Here is a 15,788-nt window from a genome sequence, read left to right as displayed (position 1 = left end):
TCATGCATAAGTCACTGCGTATCGCAGCCGCCACCGCGGCGTGTGCCGTCGCCGCGGGCGCCCTCTACGGCGCCGGCGCGGCCACCGCCGGCCAGTCCACGGCGAACTCCACGCACGAGCCCTACAACATCGGCGTCCTGGTCAAGGACATCGACACCTACTACGGCACCACGGCCGACGCCAACGGTGTCTACCAGGCGTCCCCCACCAGCCCGTACGCCAAGGACCTCGCGGCCATCGACAAGGCAGCAAAGAAGCAGATCGACCAGGCCGCCCGCAAGGCGCACCACAGGGGCGAGAAGCCCGCCGTCGTCTTCGACATCGACGACACGCTGCTGCTCAGCCTCGACTACGAGAAGCGCTACAACTACACGTACAACGGGACCACGTGGGCCGACTACGTGAACCGGGCCGACCGTCCGGCCGTCTTCGGCAGCCCGGAGCTCGTGCAGTACGCCGAGAAGAAGGGCGTCGAGGTCTTCTACAACTCGGGCCTCAGCGAGGCGCAGCGCTCGGCCGCGGTCGAGAACCTGAAGAAGATCGGCGCCGACGTGAACCTCGACGCCGACCACGTGTTCCTCAAGGACAAGGCGAACCCGCCGTCCTACCTGAGCGCCTGCGCCACGCCGGGCACCTGGACCTGCACCACCGTGCAGTACAAGTCCGGCACCCGTGCGCACATCGAGAACGACCTCGGGTACGAGATCATCGCCAACTTCGGCGACCAGTACTCCGACCTGGAGGGCGGTTACGCCGACAAGACGTACAAGCTCCCGAACCCGACGTACTTCGTGAGCTAGTTCCGCACCGGCCTGATCCCCTCCAGGGTCGGCACCACGGGCTTGATCGTGCCGTCCGCCGCGAACTCCAGCCGGTCGACGGTGGTTTCGCGGTGCATTCCGTCGCCGCCGGGCTTCCCCGGCCCGTTCAGGGCGAACCGGTGATAGACGATGTACCAGTCGTCGGTGCCGGGGACGTTCACCACGGAGTGGTGGCCGGTGGCGAGGATGCCGTACTCGGGACGCTTGGACAGGATCGTCCCCTTCTTGGTCCACGGGCCGAGCGGGGACGGTCCCGTCGCATAGGCGACGTGGTAGTTCTCGCTGCGGGTGTCGTCCTCGGACCACATGAAGTAGTACGTGCCGTTCCGCTTGATCACGAAGGACCCCTCGCGGAAGTTGTCCGGGGTGATGTCCTTCACTGCGGCGGCGTCGTAGGACGTCATGTCGTCGTTCAGAGGGGCGACATACCCGTGCCCGTTGCCCCAGTACAGATACGACGTCCCGTCGTCGTCCGTGAAGACGGCCGGGTCGATCATCTGGCCCTTGAGTGAACCGCCCTTGGCCACGAGTGGCTTGCCCAGGGCGTCCTTGAAGGGACCGGCGGGGGAGTCCGCCACCGCCACGCCGATCTGCTGCTCGGCGCAGAAGTAGAAGTAGTACTTGCCGTTCTTCTCCGCGATCGCCGGCGCCCACGCGTACTTGTCGGCCCAGGACACGTCCGCGCCGAGGTCGAGAATGACCCCGTGGTCCTTCCAGTGGACCAGGTCCTTGGAGGAGTAGGCCTTGAACCGGGTCCCGCTCCAGCCGTTGAAGCCGTCGGTGGTCGGATAGATCCAGTACTCGCCGTTCAGATAGTGCACGTCCGGGTCGGCGTTGAGGCCGGGCAGGACGGGGCTGCCGGTCCGCACCGCCTCGACCGTCCAGCTGCGGCTGGTGCCGTCGGCGGCTGTCACGGTGTAGGACTGCGGCCTGCGGAAGTCGCGCCGGGTACCGGACCTGGGGGCGATGCTCGCGCCCTCACCCACGGCGATCTGCGGAGCGAGGTGCGTGAGGTCGGTGTCGGTCTGCACCGGGAGCACGACCTTCGACGCGGCCTCGGTGACGATCGCGTACCCCTTCTGGCCCTTGGCCGTTGCGTCCACGACCGAGGCGGGCGTCGACGGATACGCGGCCAGCAGCCGGTCGTACTCCTGCTGCGTCACCGGAAGTACCGTGCCGTGCCGGGGACTCGCGGGCAGCTGGTAGTTCGTGGACGGGGTCCACGTGCCCGAGTCGAGGTCGGTGGTCTCGAAGGGGACGTACCCGCGGCCGCCGTACTCGTCGATGAACAGGTACCACTTCTTCTCGGTGTTCGACTTGAACACCGTCGGACCCTCACCGCGGTCCATCGCCCCGCTGCCGATGCAGTCCGCGACCAGGTCGTACTTCGTCGAGGTCAGGCTCGTCGACTTCTCGCCGGTGATGAACTTGGCGCAGGGCGAGCTGGAGGTGGGGTCCCGCTCGTCCTTGGTGTAGCGGTAGTAGGTGTCCTTGTACTTCACGACCGTCGAGTCGATCACCGAGTAGCCGGGGTCGTCCCAGACCTTGGGCGCGCTGAAGGTGCGGAAGTCCTTGGTGGTCGCGTACAGCATCTTGTTGTACGTCGATCCGGTGTGCCCGGGGTCGTCGTCGGCGTACAGCTTCGACGCCCAGAAGACGACGTACTCGCCGAGGCTGTGGTCCCAGTAGGCCTCCGGCGCCCAGGTGTTGCCCGCGTTGTCCGGGGCGACCTTCACCAGGCGCTGGTCGGTCCAGTGGACCAGGTCGGTGGACTCCCAGATCATGACCGACTTGCTGCCGTGCCGCTGGACGTCGTCCCAACTGCCGCTGCTGTTCTTGTACATGCGCAGGTCGGTGGCGATGAGATAGAACTTGTCACCCTTGGGGGAGCGGATCACGAAGGGGTCGCGCAGGCCCTTCTCGCCGGTCGTCGACGTCAGGACCGGCTTGCCCTGGTTCAGCTCACGCCAGTGCAGGGGGTCGTTGCCGCGGCTGAGGGCGTAGCGGATCTGCTCGCCGTCGGCGGTGCCCTCGCCGGTGAAGTAGGCGAAGAGATATCCGGCGTACTTGGGGTGGTTCACGGGTGGAGCTCCTGAGTGGGCGGAACCGTGCGGTGCGGTGAGCAGGGCCAGCAGTAGCGAGAGACAGGCGACGAGGAGAATACGTGGGCGCATGTCGCTCCTGTGAGTGTGGGGGTGTGGGGGTTTCTGTTGGGGGCTGTGCGCGCCTTCGGAGTGTTACGAGCGGGAAACAGCACGTCAATCGGTGAGTGCGCGAGCGGAAGCAGCGAAAGTTTCGGTTGTTTTCGGCGGGGCGCGGCAACCTCACCGGCCAGGGCGGCGACTTCAGGGCGTCTCCACTGCCGAGGAAAGGAACGCCCTGTGCGTCACAGCACCGGACGCCACCGCCGGACCCGCACGCTCTCCATCGCCGCGGCGGTCGCCGTCAGTGCGGGCGCGGGCGGTGTGTATCTCGGCCTGTCGGGCGGCGGGGCCGAGGCCGCGTCGACGACGGTCACCGTCTCCGGTACGGCCCAGCTGGAGGCGGCGGTGCGGAACGCGAGCGCGGGTACGGTCATCCAGGTCCGCGCCGGCACCTACACCCCGTCGGCCACCCTCAAGTCCGCTGCCAACGGCACGAGTTCGGCGCGGATCACGCTGCGGGCGTACGGCGGCGAGAAGGTGCGGATCGACGGGTCCGAGCTGCCCGCCGGGTCCTGGTTGGCCGGCATCCACGGCGATTACTGGACCGTCCAGAACCTCACCTTCCAGAACTCCCCGGCCCAGGGCCTCGTCGTCACCTCCTCCGTCGGCGGGGTCTTCGAGAACCTCGTCACGGCGAACAACGGGGACTCCGGATTCACCCTGCGCGGCGACGGGACCAGCGACAACCTCGTGCGGAACCTGGACAGTCACGGCAACTACGACCCGGCCGGGCACGGTCAGAACGCCGACGGGATCGCCGTGAAGTTCGGGTCAGGGACCGGCAACCGGATCACCGGGGCGCGTCTCTACAACAACTCGGACGACGGGCTCGACCTGTGGCAGTTCTCCTCGCCGGTCACCGTCGAGCACAGCTGGGCCTTCGGGAACGGCAGGAACCGGTGGGGGGACAGCGACTTCGAGGGCAACGGCAACGGGTTCAAGCTGGGCGGCGGAGGCGTCACGGTGGCCCATCTCGTCCATCACGACGCGGCCTGGGACAACACGCAGAACGGGTTCACCGAGAACTCCAACACCGGGGCGGTCGTGCTGAACCGCAACACCGCGTACGCCAACGGTGCGGCCGGGTTCCACTTCGCCACCGGCAAGGCCAGGCTGGCGCGCAATCTCGCGGTGGGCAACAAGGGCGGCCTGCCGCAGCCGGGCCCGGCCACGGTGTCCGCGGCGAACAACTGGGACGGCGGGGTGCCCACTCCGGCCTTCCGGTCGACGGATGCCACCACGGCCTACGGCACCCGCGGTCCGGACGGTTCGCTGCCCCCGACGGACTTCCTGACCACCGGATCCACCACCGTCGGCACCACGATGGACTGAGCCGCTCAACGACGGAACGCCCCGCCTGTCGTCACAGGCGGGGCGTTCCTCGTGCCGGCCCGAGGGGGGCTCCAGCCGGCAGCTGCCGGCCGAGGGGGGCTCAGGCCAGCAGGTCTGTGTACTGCGAGGTGCCGGTTTTCCCGGCATTATTAGTGACGTTGAAGATGTACGAATGGTTGTTCCATACCGTGCACCTCTTAAGTGGCCGCTGAGGCGAGAAGGGTTGCCGCGTCGGGGAGATTTCTCGGCAGGACTCCGGCAAGGGGTCTGCGAGTCAAGAGGCCTACGAGTCCCCTTCGTCCGCGGACCCGTCGTCCTGCGCCGCGAAGCCGCCCTTCACGGCGAGGTCCCCGGACTTGGCGGTCGCCGTCGCCGTGTAGCCGTCGTCCTTCGCGTCCCGGCCGCCGCGCTCGTGGTTGTACTGCCCGGCGAACACCCACTCGCCCTTCGGGACCGTACGGCCGTCCTTGAGCACCCAGGTGTAGACGAGGAAACCGTCCTTCTGGGCGACCGTCAGCGTGAAGTCGTCCTCGGGCAGCGAGCGCCAGGCGCCGGCGTCGGTCACACCGCCCGTCTGCGCGATCCTCAACTCGACCGTGAGCGCGGTCAGTTGCTCGGAGGTCTTGAAGGTCAGATCGCTCTGCGCCCAGAACTCGTTGCTGTGCGGGTCCACCGAGCCGTCCGACCACAGCGGGCCGTCCTCGACGCCGGACGCCCGCACTTCGGTGGAGGCGCTCGGTGTGCCGGCGGGCGTACCGCTCGGCCTCTCGGCCCGGTGCGTGGGGGTGGTGCTCGGCGTCGGATCCGCCGACGGGGCGGGCGGACGGCTCGTCGCGTCGGGCGAGGAGGCGGGGGAGCCGGTGGCCGCGACCGGCTTCTGCCCGGGCGGCTCGTCCTTCACCGCGGAGGCCACCGCGTAACCGCCGAGGCCCAGCACACAGGCGACCGCCGCCGTGGCGCTCACCACCCGCACCCAGCCGTAGACCGGCGGCCGGGTCGCCCGGTGGTCGGGGCGGGCCTGTTCCGACATGCCGCGCTCGATCCGGGCGAGGATCCGCTCGCGGTTCGGCTCGTGTGCCCCGGCGGCGTCCTGCAGCCGGGCGCGCAGTTCGCCGTGCACGTCCCGCCGCATGGTCATCGGTCCCTTCCTCCGGCGTCACCGGTGCGCGCCATCGCGGCATGCACCTTCAGCGGAGCGTTCTGGGGGCCGAGCAGCCGCTGCAACTCGGCCATCCCCTTGGAGGTCTGGCTCTTAACCGTACCGACCGACACACCGAGGGCCAGCGCGGTGTCCTTCTCGGAGAGATCGAACGCGTGCCGCAGCACGACACACGCCCGCTTGCGGAACGGCAGCCTGCGCAGCGCCTCCTGGACGTCGACCGTTCCCGCCACGTCGGGATTGTCTACCTTCTCCTCGCGCTGGGACCAGAACAGGGCGATGCGCCGACGCTCACGGACCGCGCTGCGGATGCGGGTCCGGGCCAGGTTGGCGACCACTCCGCGCGCGTACGCCGCCGGGTGGTCGGCCGCGCGCACCCGGTCCCAGCGGTGCCACAGGGCCAGCAGCGCGTCCGCCGCCAGGTCGTCGGCGGCGTCCGGCTCGCCGGTCAACAGCAGGGCCAGACGGGACAGTTCGGCGTAATGGCGCTCGAAGAAGGCGTGGAACTCCACGGAGGCGGCGTCGTCGACGACTGTGCCCACGGGTTCCCTCTCCTTTGTGTGTCATGTGAATGACATGTGATCATCCGGGGGTGGCCGGACGGAGATCCGGAAGCGTAGCAGCGATCGAGTACGTGTTCCCGTACAGGTCTTCGAACAAGGTATGACGGGGCGACCCCCGATTCGTAACACGGGGAAAACCTGAAGCGCGTTCAACGCAGGAACAATCCAGCCAGCATCCGCACACCGATCATTCAGGCACCAGGAGCATCGAGCATGTCCGTCGACCGGTACTTCAGGATCTCCGAACGGGGATCCACCCTCGCCCGTGAGACGCGCGGCGGCTTCGCCACGTTCTTCACGATGGCCTACATCCTTGTCCTGAATCCGATCATCCTCGGCAGTGCGAAGGACAAGTTCGGGCACCAGTTGGATGCGGTCCAGCTGACCACCGCGACGGCTCTGGTGGCCGCGGTGATGACGATCGTCATGGGCGTGGGCGGGAACCTGCCGCTCGCGCTCGCCGCCGGGCTCGGGCTGAACGCGGTCGTCGCCTTCCAGATCGCCCCGCTGATGAGCTGGGACGACGCGATGGGCCTGGTCGTCCTGGAAGGGCTGCTGATCTGTGTGCTGGTGGTGACCGGTCTGCGGGAGGCCGTCATGCACGCCATCCCGCAACCGCTCAAGCAGGCGATCAGTGTCGGGATCGGGCTGTTCATCGCGTTCATCGGCTTCGTGGACGCCGGGTTCGTCAGCCGTATACCCGACGCCGCGAACACCACCGTGCCGGTTCAGCTCGGCGGCACCGGCGCGCTCACCGGCTGGCCGATCCTCGTCTTCTGCCTCGGGGTGCTGCTGACGATCGGGCTGCTCGCGCGCAAGGTCAAGGGCGCGATCCTGATCAGCATCGTGAGCATGACGATCCTCGCGATGATCATCAACTCGATCGCCGACATCAAGACCTGGGGGCTGACCACGCCTGCGTGGCCCGACAAGGTCGTCGACACCCCCGACTTCGGACTGATCGGCCACTTCAGCCTGTTCGGTTCCTTCAGCGCGCCCGGCGTCGGGATCGTCACGGTCGTCCTGCTGATCTTCACGCTGATCCTGTCCGACTTCTTCGACACGATGGGCACGGTCGTCGGGATCACCGCGGAGGCCGGGCTCCTCGACGAGGAGGGCAAGGTCCCCAACCTCGGCCGGGTCCTGCTGATCGACGGGGCGGCGGCGGTGGCCGGCGGTGCGGCCTCGGCGTCCTCCGCCACCTCGTACATCGAGTCGGCGGCGGGCGTCGGTGAGGGCTCGCGCACCGGGTTCTCGAACCTGGTCACCGGCGGGCTCTTCGGCCTGGCGCTGTTCCTGACCCCGCTGCTGACCATCGTCCCGCTGCAGGCCGCCGCCCCCGCGCTGGTTGCCGTGGGCTTCCTGATGATGACGCAGGTCAAGCACATCGACTGGGACCGCTACGACATCGCGATCCCGGCGTTCCTGACCATCGCCGTGATGCCGTTCACCTACTCGATCACCAACGGGATCGGGGCCGGCTTCCTGGCCTACGTCGTGATCAAGACGGTGCTGGGGAAGGCCAAGGAGATCCACTGGCTGCTGTGGGCCGCCTCGGCACTGTTCCTCGTGTACTTCGCCATCGACCCGATCGAGCAGATCCTCGGCGCCAAGTAACCCCCGGGAAGGCTCAGTTCTTCAGGGCCGCCTCCATCATGGCCTTGGCCACGGGGGCGGCCAGTCCGTTGCCGCTCACCTCCGAGCGGGCCGCGTTCGACTGCTCCACGACCACCGCCACGGCGACCTCCTTGCCGTCGGCCTTGCCGTAGGACGTGAACCAGGCGTACGGCGTCTTGCTGTTGTTCTCGCCGTGCTGGGCCGTGCCCGTCTTGCCGCCCACCGTGACGCCGTCGATCAGGGCGTTCGTGCCGGTGCCCTTCTCCACCACCGACTGCATCGCCGACTGGAGTTGCCGCGCCGTGTCCGAGCTGACGACCTGCGTCGTGGCCGCCTCGTCGTCGTAGTTCTTCAGGACGTCGCCGCCATGGTCGGTGATCGTCGACACCATGTGCGGCGAGACCAGCTTGCCGCCGTTGGCTATGGCCGCGGAGACCATGGCCATCTGGAGCGGGGTGGCCGTGACGTCGTACTGGCCGATACCGGTCAGGGCCGTCGAGGACTTGTTCATGCCGGACGGGTAGACGCTCTCGTAGGCCCGCACCGGGACGTCCTGCTCGGCGTCGTTGAAGCCGAACTTCTCGGCCGTCGCCCGCACCTTGTCCTGGCCGAGGTCGACGGCCATCTTCGCGAAGACGGTGTTGCAGGAGTACTCCAGCGCGACCCGGATCGAGGCGTTCTCACAGGGCGCCGAGGCGCTCTCGTTGCCCAGCGGGGTCACCGTGCCCGGCAGGGTGTACGGGGCCGGGCTCACGGTCTTCTCGTCCACCGAGGAGTAGAGACCGTCCTCCAGCGCGGCCGCGGCCACCACCAGCTTGAACGTCGAACCGGGCGGCAGCGGCTGGCGCAGCGCGCGGTTGGTGAGCGGCTTGTCGGAGTCCGCGGTGAGCCGCTTCCAGGCACTGCCCGCGGTGTTGGCGTCCGTCAGCGAGGAGGGGTCGTACGACGGCGTCGACACGACTGCCAGGATCTTCCCGGTCGTCGGGTCGATCGCGACGGCCGCACCCTTCGTGTCGCCGAGCGCGGCGTACGCCGCCTTCTGCACCGCCGGGTCGATCGTCGTGATCACATCACCGGGCTCGGCCCGCTGGTTGGTGACCGTGTCCATGACGGTCTTCAGCCGGCTGTCCGTGCCGTTGAGGAGATCGGCGTAGATGCCCTCCAGTTGGGTCGGGGCGTAGGCCTGCGAGGCGTAACCCGTCACCGCCGCGTACAGCGTGCCGTTCGTGTACGTCCGCTTGTACGCGAGGTCGCTGTCCGTCGTCCTCGCGGAACCCGTCACGGCCTTTCCGGCCACGATGATGTTCCCGAGCGGCGAGGAGTACGTCTCGATCGCGTTCCGCCGGTTGTCGTTGTCGTCCGCGAGTGCCTGGCCCTCGTAGAACTGCACCCAGGTCGCTCGGATCAGCAGAGCGAACACCAGGAGCAGCGCGAAGACCGATGCGCGCCTGATCGTCTTGTTCATCCCACTCTGAAGACGATCAACGGCGGACGAATCGTTCCCGAACGACCGCTCTTCTCATCGGACGTTCATCTACGGCGGTGTCAGGCGCCCAGCGTGAGCACCAGCTCGTCGATCTCCGCACCGCGCGCGGTGGCGTACCCGGACGCCTGGGCGGTCACCCGGAAACCGCACTTCTCGAGGACGCGCAGGGACCCGGCGTTGTCGGCGGCCGCGCGGGCGTACAGGGGACGTTCGGGGACCTGGGCGACCAGCTCCCGCAGGGCCGCCGTGGCGATGCCGCGCCCCCAGTAGGCGCGGTCGATCCAGTACGTCACCTCGCGCTCGCCCGGCTCGCCGTACACCGCCGCGCTGCCCACCACGTCACCGTCCGCCAGGATCGTGCGCTGCACGTCCTGCGAGGCGCGGATCCGTTTCCAGTGGGCGTCGAAGGCGTCCCGGTCGGCCGGGTCCTTCGGGGTGAAGGCGGCCATGTGCAGGGCCTCGGGGTCGTTCAGCTGCCGGAAGAAGACCGGCAGATCGCTGTCATGGACTTCGCGGAGAACGATCTGCATGCCTCAGAGCCTACGGGTGGCCAGGGTCAGCCGGTCGCGGGCGTCGAACAGCGCGTCCTTCACCAGCTGTTCGTGCGCCGGGGTCAGCCGCGCCACCGGCACCGAGCAGCTGATCGCGTCCCGCGCGGGCGTGCGGTAGGGGATCGCCACGCCGAAGCAGCGCAGCCCCAGCGTGTTCTCCTCGCGGTCCACGGAGAAGCCCTGCTCCCGGATCTGGTGCAGCTCCTCGATGAGCTTCTCGCGGTCGGTGATCGTGTGCTCGGTGAGCGCCGGCAGGGTCTCCGGCAGCATCTTGCGGACCTGCTCGTCGGAGTACGTGCTCAGCAGCGCCTTGCCGAGGGAGGTGGAGTGCGCCGGGAGCCGGCGGCCGACTCTCGTGAAGGGCCGCAGGTAGTGCTGCGACTGCCGGGTGGCCAGGTAGACGACGTTCGTACCGTCCAGGCGCGCGAGGTGGATGGTCTCGGTGGTGTCGTCGGAGAGCCGGTCCAGGGTCGGCCGGGCCGCCGCGACCACCTCGTCACCGTCGATGTAGGAGGTGCCGACGAGCAGCGCCCGCACCCCGATGCCGTACCGCGTGCCCGTCGCGTCGGTCTCCACCCAGCCCAGCTCGACCAGCGTGCGCAGCAGCATGTAGAGACTCGACTTGGGGTACCCGACGGCCTCCTGGACCGCCGCGAGGGAGTGCATGCCGGGACGTCCGGCGAAGTATTCGAGCAGTTCAACCGTCCGTACCGCGGACTTGACCTGTGACCCGCCGCCCGTCTCGCCAGCCGACATCGCCCATGACCCCTTCGTTCGCCGGGAACCCAGCTATATAGTCTCCAACAGCATATTCACCATCAGGGACAGCGTTCAGCATATCGAACGGTCCTGGTGGGTGACCCAGATACACGTGGAGGGACCCGCGGTGGCAGCAGCACCAGTCTGGAGTGTCGACCCCCGAACCGGGAAGCAGCGCGAGCAGGTTGCGGTGGAGGCCACAGCCCAGGAGGTGGACGCCGCCGTCCGCGCCGCGTACGACGCGCGCGCGTCCCTCGCCGACCGCACCGTCCGCGCGGCCTTCCTGCGCACCGCCGCCGACAAGCTGGAGGGCTCCAAGGAGCACCTCGTCGAGGCCGCGGACGCCGAGACCGCGCTCGGCCCGGTCCGGCTGACCGGCGAGCTCGCCCGCACCTGCTACCAGCTGCGGGCCTTCGCGGACATCGTCGACGAGGGCGCCTTCCTCGACGTGGTGATCAACCACCCCGACGACACCGCGACCCCGCCGGTCCCGGACCTGCGCCGCTACAAGGTGCCGCTGGGCGTCGTCGCCGTCTACTCGGCCTCCAACTTCCCCTTCGCCTTCTCGGTCGCCGGCGGCGACACCGCGAGCGCGCTGGCGGCCGGCAACCCGGTCGTCGTCAAGGCCCACCCCGACCACCCGGGCCTGTCCGAGCTGGTCGCGTCCGTGCTGCGCCGGGCCGCCGACGAGCACGGCATCCCCGCGGGCGTGCTCGGCCTCGTGCACGGCTTCGAGGCCGGCATCGAGCTGATCAAGCACCCGCTGGTCGCCGCCGCGGGCTTCACCGGTTCCGTGAAGGGCGGCCGCGCCCTGTTCGACGCGGCGGCCGCGCGTCCGGTGCCGATCCCGTTCCACGGTGAGCTGGGCTCCCTGAACCCCGTCGTGATCACCGAGGAGGCCGCGGCCGAGCGCGCGGAGTCCATCGGCACCGGGCTCGCGGGCTCCATGACCCTCGGCGTCGGCCAGTTCTGCGTGAAGCCGGGCCTGGTCCTCGTGCCGTCCAGCGCGGCGGGCGACGGACTGGTGAAGTCCCTGACCGACGCGGTCAGCGACACCGACGCAGGCGTCCTCCTCGACCACCGCATGCGGGACAACTTCGTCGCCGGCGTCGCCGAGCGCGCGAAGCTTCCCGACGTCGAGACGCCGGTGACGCCCGGCGCGGGCGGCGAGCACACGGTGAGCCCGGGCTTCCTCACGGTGCCGGCGGAGAAGCTGACCACCGAGGGCGCGTACGACCTCCTCCTCGAGGAGTGCTTCGGCCCGGTGACCGTGGTGGTCCGCTACGACGACGACGAGCAGGCGCGAGCCGTGCTGTCCCGGCTGCCCGGCAACCTCACGGCGACCGTCCACCTGTCCAGCGAGGAGGCGGCCGGCCAGGGACGCGGCGCGGAGATCCTCGCGGAGCTGACCCCGCTGGCCGGCCGGGTGCTGGTGAACGGCTGGCCGACGGGTGTCGCGGTGGCCCCGGCCCAGCACCACGGCGGCCCCTACCCGGCGACGACGTCCACGTCGACGTCGGTGGGCGGCACGGCGATCGAGCGCTGGCTGCGGCCGGTGGCGTACCAGAACACGCCGCAGGCCCTGCTGCCGCCGGAGCTGAGGGACGACAACCCGCTGGGTGTGCCCCGGCGTTTCAACAACGCTCTGGAACGCTAGGCACCCGGGGGCCGCCCGCGGAGAGGGAACTGGAAAACTCCGGGGATGGACGTAGACCTTCCCCAACTCCCCTTCTCTCTCCGTACCTACGGCCCCGACGGGCACTGGAAGTACGAGGACGGTTTCCTCTCCGGCTGGGCCGGCCCCCGGCAGGACCGGTTCGTGCCGCCCACCGGAGAGTCCCTGGACCCCGCCGCCGACGCGCCCCGTCTGCTCGGTGCCCCCGAGGGGGACTTCCAGCTGATAGCCCGCGTCACCGTGGGCTTCAACGGATCGTTCGACGCGGGCGTCCTGTACGTCCATGTCGGCGAGCGGGCCTGGGCCAAGCTCTGCCTGGAGAACTCCCCGGACGTGCCCACCGTCTGCACGGTCGTCACCCGGGGCCACTCCGACGACTGCAACTCCTTCACCGTGGACGGCAGTTCGGTGTGGCTGCGGGTCAGCCGCACCGGCCGCGCCTTCGCCTTCCACGCCTCCCGCGACGGCAAGCGCTGGACCTTCGTCCGCCTCTTCACCCTGGGCGACGAGAAGGAGACCGGCGCGGCCCTGGTCGGCTTCATGGCCCAGTCGCCGATGGGGGAGGGGTGCGTGGTGACGTACGACCACATCGAGTACCGGCCCGAGTGGCCGGCCGACCTGCGCGACGGCAGATGAGCGGCGACGGGGCCGGTGGGGAATGAGACCCGCTGCTTGAATGTTCACCCACTGAGCGGAGGAGTCTCCGTAGCCGTCCGACCTGGAGAGAGCCGAACCATGCGCGTCGAGATCTGGAGCGACATCGCCTGCCCCTGGTGCTACGTGGGCAAGGCCCGCTTCGAGAAGGCGCTGGAGGCCTTCCCGCACCGTGACGGGGTCGAGGTCGTCCACCGCTCGTTCGAGCTGGATCCGGGGCGGGACAAGAGCGACGTGCAGCCCGTCCTCGCCATGCTCAGCAAGAAGTACGGCATGAGCGAGGCGCAGGCGCAGGCCGGTGAGGAGAACCTCGGCGCCCTGGCCGCCGCCGAGGGCCTTGCCTACCGGACCCGCGACCGCGACCACGGCAACACCTTCGACCTGCACCGCCTGCTGCACCTCGCCAAGGAGCACGGCCGGCAGGACGAGCTCGTCCAGATCTTCTACCGGGCCAACTTCGCCGAGGAGAGGTCCCTGTTCACCGAGGGCGACGAGCGGCTCGTCGAGCTCGCCGTCGAGGCCGGGCTCGACGCCGACGAGGTCCGCAAGGTTCTCGCCGACCCCTCCGCCTACGCCGACGAGGTCCGCGCCGACGAGCGCGAGGCCGCCGAGCTCGGCGCCAACGGCGTCCCCTTCTTCGTTCTGGACCGCACGTACGGCGTCTCCGGCGCCCAGCCCGCCGAGGTCTTCGCCCAGGCCCTCACCCAGGCCTGGGGCAACCGCTCCCCGCTGCAGCTGATCGACCAGGGCGACGCCGGCGCGGAGGCCTGCGGCCCCGACGGGTGCGCCGTACCCCAGCACGGCTGACAACAGCACGGCTGACAACGCGCAGGTCGGCGCGGACGTATAAGCGTTCCTTGGCGGAACCACGTAGAAAAACGCAATGGACCGACAGGTCTCCCGGCCCCACAGTGGACCCATGGAGACCTTCGAGAGCCTCGTCCACGCCGAGTTCACCCCGAAGAACACCTTCCTCAACACCGCGAGCAGCGGTCTGCTCCCGGCCCGCACCGTGGCGGCCCTCCAGGAGGCCGCGCTGATCCGCGCCGAGGGCAGGCCGCTGGACCCGCTGTTCGAGGACGTGGAGCAGTCCCGCGCCGCGTTCGCCAGGCTCGCCGGCGTCCCGGTCACCCGGGTCGCGGCCGGCGCCTCCGTGTCCTCGCACTCGGGCCTGGTCGCCGCCTCGCTGCCGCCGGGCGCCGAAGTCCTCACCGCCGAGGACGACTTCACCTCCGTCGTGAACCCCTTCCACACCCGCGGCGACCTCAAGGTCCGCATCGTGCCGCTGGAACGGCTCGCCGACTCCGTCCGGCCCGGCACCGCCCTCGTCGCCGTCAGCGCCGCCCAGTCCGCCGACGGCCGGATCGCCGACCTGCCCGCCCTGCGGGAGGCGGCCAGGGCACACGGAGCCCGCACCTACGTCGACTTCTCGCAGGCCGCGGGCTGGCTCCCGGTGGACGCGCGGTCGTACGACTACACCGTCTCCACCACCTTCAAGTGGCTGCTCGGCCCGCACGGCGCGGCCTTCCTCGCCGTCCCGGAGGACTTCGGCGACCTGAGGCCGGTGCTCGCCGGCTGGGTCGCGGGCGAGGTCCCCTGGGACAGCTGCTACGGTCCCGTCGCCGAACTGGCCCACTCCGCACGGCGGTTCGACGTCAGCCCGGCCCTGTTCACCTACACGGGCACCCGCCGCTCCCTCGAACTCCTGGAGGAGCTCGGCGTGGACGCCGTGCGCGCGCACGACCTCGCCCTCGCGGACCGCTTCCGCGCCGGACTCGCCACCCTCGGCCACGCACCCCTGCCGGCCCCCGGCTCGCCGATCGTGTCCGTGCCCCGACTGGGCGCCAGGCAGCCCGAGTTGAGCGCGGCGGGCATCGAGGTGTCCAACCGCGCCGGCAACCTGCGCGCGTCCTTCCATCTGTACAACACGGCCGCGGATGTCGACCGGCTTCTGGAGGCCCTGTCTGTGTGAACACCGTCCCCCGGACAACGACGGGCGACGCGGCCGCCGTACGGAACGTACTGGAGCGGGCCGCGTCGCTGTCGTGGTCGGTGAGGATCAGCCGAACAAGGTCACTTCACCGGCGTGAAGTCCCTCGCGCCGATGAACTCCGGGCGCCGAACCGGAGCCGCGAACGGCTCCACGGCCTGGTTCTCCACGCTGTTGAACACGATGAACACGTTGCTGCGCGGGAACGGCGTGATGTTGTCGCCGGAGCCGTGCATGGCGTTGCAGTCGAACCAGGTCGCCGAACCGGCCTTGCCGGTGAACAGCTTGATGCCGTACTCCGAGGCCATCCGCGTCAGCGCCTCGTCCGACGGCGTGCCCGCGTCCTGCATCTGCAGCGACTGCTTGTAGTTGTCCTTCGGGGTGGCCCCCGCGCACCCGAGGAAGGTGCGGTGCGACCCCGGCATGATCATGAGACCGCCGTTGGTGTCGTAGTTCTCGGTCAGCGCGATCGAGACGGACACGGTGCGCATGTTCGGCAGGCCGTCCTCGGCGTGCCAGGTCTCGAAGTCGGAGTGCCAGTAGAAGCCTCCGGCCCCGAAACCGGGCTTGACGTTGATCCGCGACTGGTGGACGTACACGTCCGAGCCGAGGATCTGCCGGGCCCGGCCGACCACCCGCTCGTCGCGCACCAGATTCGCGAACACCTCGCTGATCCTGTGCACCTCGAAGACCGAGCGGATCTCCTGGGACTTCGGCTCGATGATCGAGCGCTCGTCCGCGCGGATCTCCGGGTCGGTGACGAGCCGCTCCAACTCACGCTGGTACACCGGGACTTCGTCCGGACCGATGAGCTGGTCGACGGCGAGGAAGCCGTCGCGCTCGAACGCCTCCAGCTCGGCCGTGGCGATGGGTCCCGGCGCGTCGGGCGCCGACCAGACGACCGGGTCCTTGCGGGGGAGCGGCACCTCGGTGGCGCCGCGGCTGGGGTAGAGATCGGTGACGGTGGCGGTGGTCAT

Annotated in this window: 14 protein-coding genes; 7 read left to right on the top strand and 7 right to left on the bottom strand. The window is 69.5% G+C overall.

Going from position 1 to position 15,788, the window contains the following annotated elements; translation table 11 throughout:
* The first annotated feature begins 2 nt into the window (after positions 1-2).
* Positions 3-800, top strand: coding sequence for an HAD family acid phosphatase (locus ACFVYN_RS22100; RefSeq protein ID WP_390001083.1), 798 nt, complete (start codon positions 3-5; stop codon positions 798-800).
* Here ACFVYN_RS22100 and ACFVYN_RS22095 read toward each other — a convergent pair.
* Positions 797-2,995, bottom strand: a complete 2,199-nt coding sequence (locus ACFVYN_RS22095) for a family 43 glycosylhydrolase (protein WP_390001081.1) — start codon at positions 2,993-2,995, stop codon at positions 797-799. The two genes, ACFVYN_RS22100 and ACFVYN_RS22095, sit on opposite strands and share 4 nt — an antisense overlap.
* Positions 2,996-3,202: 207 nt before the next feature.
* Between ACFVYN_RS22095 and ACFVYN_RS22090 the strand changes: the two genes are divergently transcribed.
* On the top strand, positions 3,203-4,357 hold the full coding sequence (locus ACFVYN_RS22090; RefSeq protein WP_390001079.1) for a right-handed parallel beta-helix repeat-containing protein: 1,155 nt from the start codon (positions 3,203-3,205) through the stop codon (positions 4,355-4,357).
* A gap of 283 nt (positions 4,358-4,640) precedes the next feature.
* On the opposite strand, the gene ACFVYN_RS22085 is transcribed toward ACFVYN_RS22090, so the two are convergent.
* Both ACFVYN_RS22085 and ACFVYN_RS22080 read right to left on the bottom strand, forming a co-directional pair.
* A complete protein-coding gene (locus tag ACFVYN_RS22085; protein WP_390001077.1) occupies positions 4,641-5,495 on the bottom strand; it encodes a hypothetical protein in 855 nt (284 codons plus the stop codon).
* Positions 5,492-6,058: a SigE family RNA polymerase sigma factor gene (locus tag ACFVYN_RS22080; protein ID WP_390001076.1), complete on the bottom strand. Its 567-nt coding sequence runs from the start codon at positions 6,056-6,058 to the stop codon at positions 5,492-5,494. Before ACFVYN_RS22080 ends, ACFVYN_RS22085 begins: the two co-directional genes overlap by 4 nt.
* A gap of 234 nt (positions 6,059-6,292) precedes the next feature.
* Here ACFVYN_RS22080 and ACFVYN_RS22075 point away from each other — a divergent pair, with 234 nt between their 5' ends.
* On the top strand, positions 6,293-7,696 hold the full coding sequence (locus tag ACFVYN_RS22075) for an NCS2 family permease (RefSeq protein ID WP_390001074.1): 1,404 nt from the start codon (positions 6,293-6,295) through the stop codon (positions 7,694-7,696).
* A gap of 13 nt (positions 7,697-7,709) precedes the next feature.
* Here the strand turns inward: ACFVYN_RS22075 and ACFVYN_RS22070 are convergent, their stop codons facing one another.
* From ACFVYN_RS22070 to ACFVYN_RS22060, 3 genes are all read right to left on the bottom strand, one after another.
* Entirely contained in the window at positions 7,710-9,161 is a 1,452-nt protein-coding gene (locus tag ACFVYN_RS22070) for a peptidoglycan D,D-transpeptidase FtsI family protein (protein ID WP_390001073.1), read from the bottom strand.
* An 80-nt stretch (positions 9,162-9,241) separates the two neighbouring features.
* Complete coding sequence (locus ACFVYN_RS22065; RefSeq protein ID WP_390001071.1) at positions 9,242-9,712, bottom strand: GNAT family N-acetyltransferase; 471 nt, start codon at positions 9,710-9,712, stop codon at positions 9,242-9,244.
* Between the two features lie 3 nt (positions 9,713-9,715).
* Complete coding sequence (locus ACFVYN_RS22060) at positions 9,716-10,489, bottom strand: IclR family transcriptional regulator (protein WP_020121403.1); 774 nt, start codon at positions 10,487-10,489, stop codon at positions 9,716-9,718.
* A 130-nt stretch (positions 10,490-10,619) separates the two neighbouring features.
* Between ACFVYN_RS22060 and ACFVYN_RS22055 the strand changes: the two genes are divergently transcribed.
* The 4 genes from ACFVYN_RS22055 (at position 10,620) to ACFVYN_RS22040 (ending at position 14,793) form a co-directional block, all read left to right on the top strand.
* The gene (locus tag ACFVYN_RS22055) at positions 10,620-12,149 is read left to right on the top strand and encodes an aldehyde dehydrogenase (NADP(+)) (RefSeq protein ID WP_390001070.1); all 1,530 of its coding nucleotides are present in this window, start codon (positions 10,620-10,622) and stop codon (positions 12,147-12,149) included.
* A gap of 45 nt (positions 12,150-12,194) precedes the next feature.
* Positions 12,195-12,803, top strand: a complete 609-nt coding sequence (locus ACFVYN_RS22050) for a DUF1349 domain-containing protein (RefSeq protein WP_390001068.1) — start codon at positions 12,195-12,197, stop codon at positions 12,801-12,803.
* A 99-nt stretch (positions 12,804-12,902) separates the two neighbouring features.
* Positions 12,903-13,628 (top strand): DsbA family oxidoreductase, encoded by a 726-nt coding sequence (locus tag ACFVYN_RS22045; protein WP_390001066.1) that lies wholly within the window; start codon positions 12,903-12,905, stop codon positions 13,626-13,628.
* 112 nt (positions 13,629-13,740) lie between these two features.
* Positions 13,741-14,793, top strand: coding sequence for an aminotransferase class V-fold PLP-dependent enzyme (locus ACFVYN_RS22040; RefSeq protein WP_390001065.1), 1,053 nt, complete (start codon positions 13,741-13,743; stop codon positions 14,791-14,793).
* 101 nt (positions 14,794-14,894) lie between these two features.
* Here ACFVYN_RS22040 and thpD read toward each other — a convergent pair whose 3' ends face one another.
* Positions 14,895-15,788 carry an ectoine hydroxylase gene (gene thpD / locus ACFVYN_RS22035; RefSeq protein WP_390001063.1) on the bottom strand — a complete coding sequence of 298 codons (894 nt, stop codon included), beginning with the start codon at positions 15,786-15,788 and terminating at the stop codon, positions 14,895-14,897.

It is taken from the genome of Streptomyces sp. NPDC058307 (assembly GCF_042880295.1).
GTDB lineage: Bacteria > Actinomycetota > Actinomycetes > Streptomycetales > Streptomycetaceae > Streptomyces.
The sequence above is the reverse complement of the archived record's forward strand: the minus strand, read 5'-3'. Positions and strand labels throughout refer to the sequence as shown.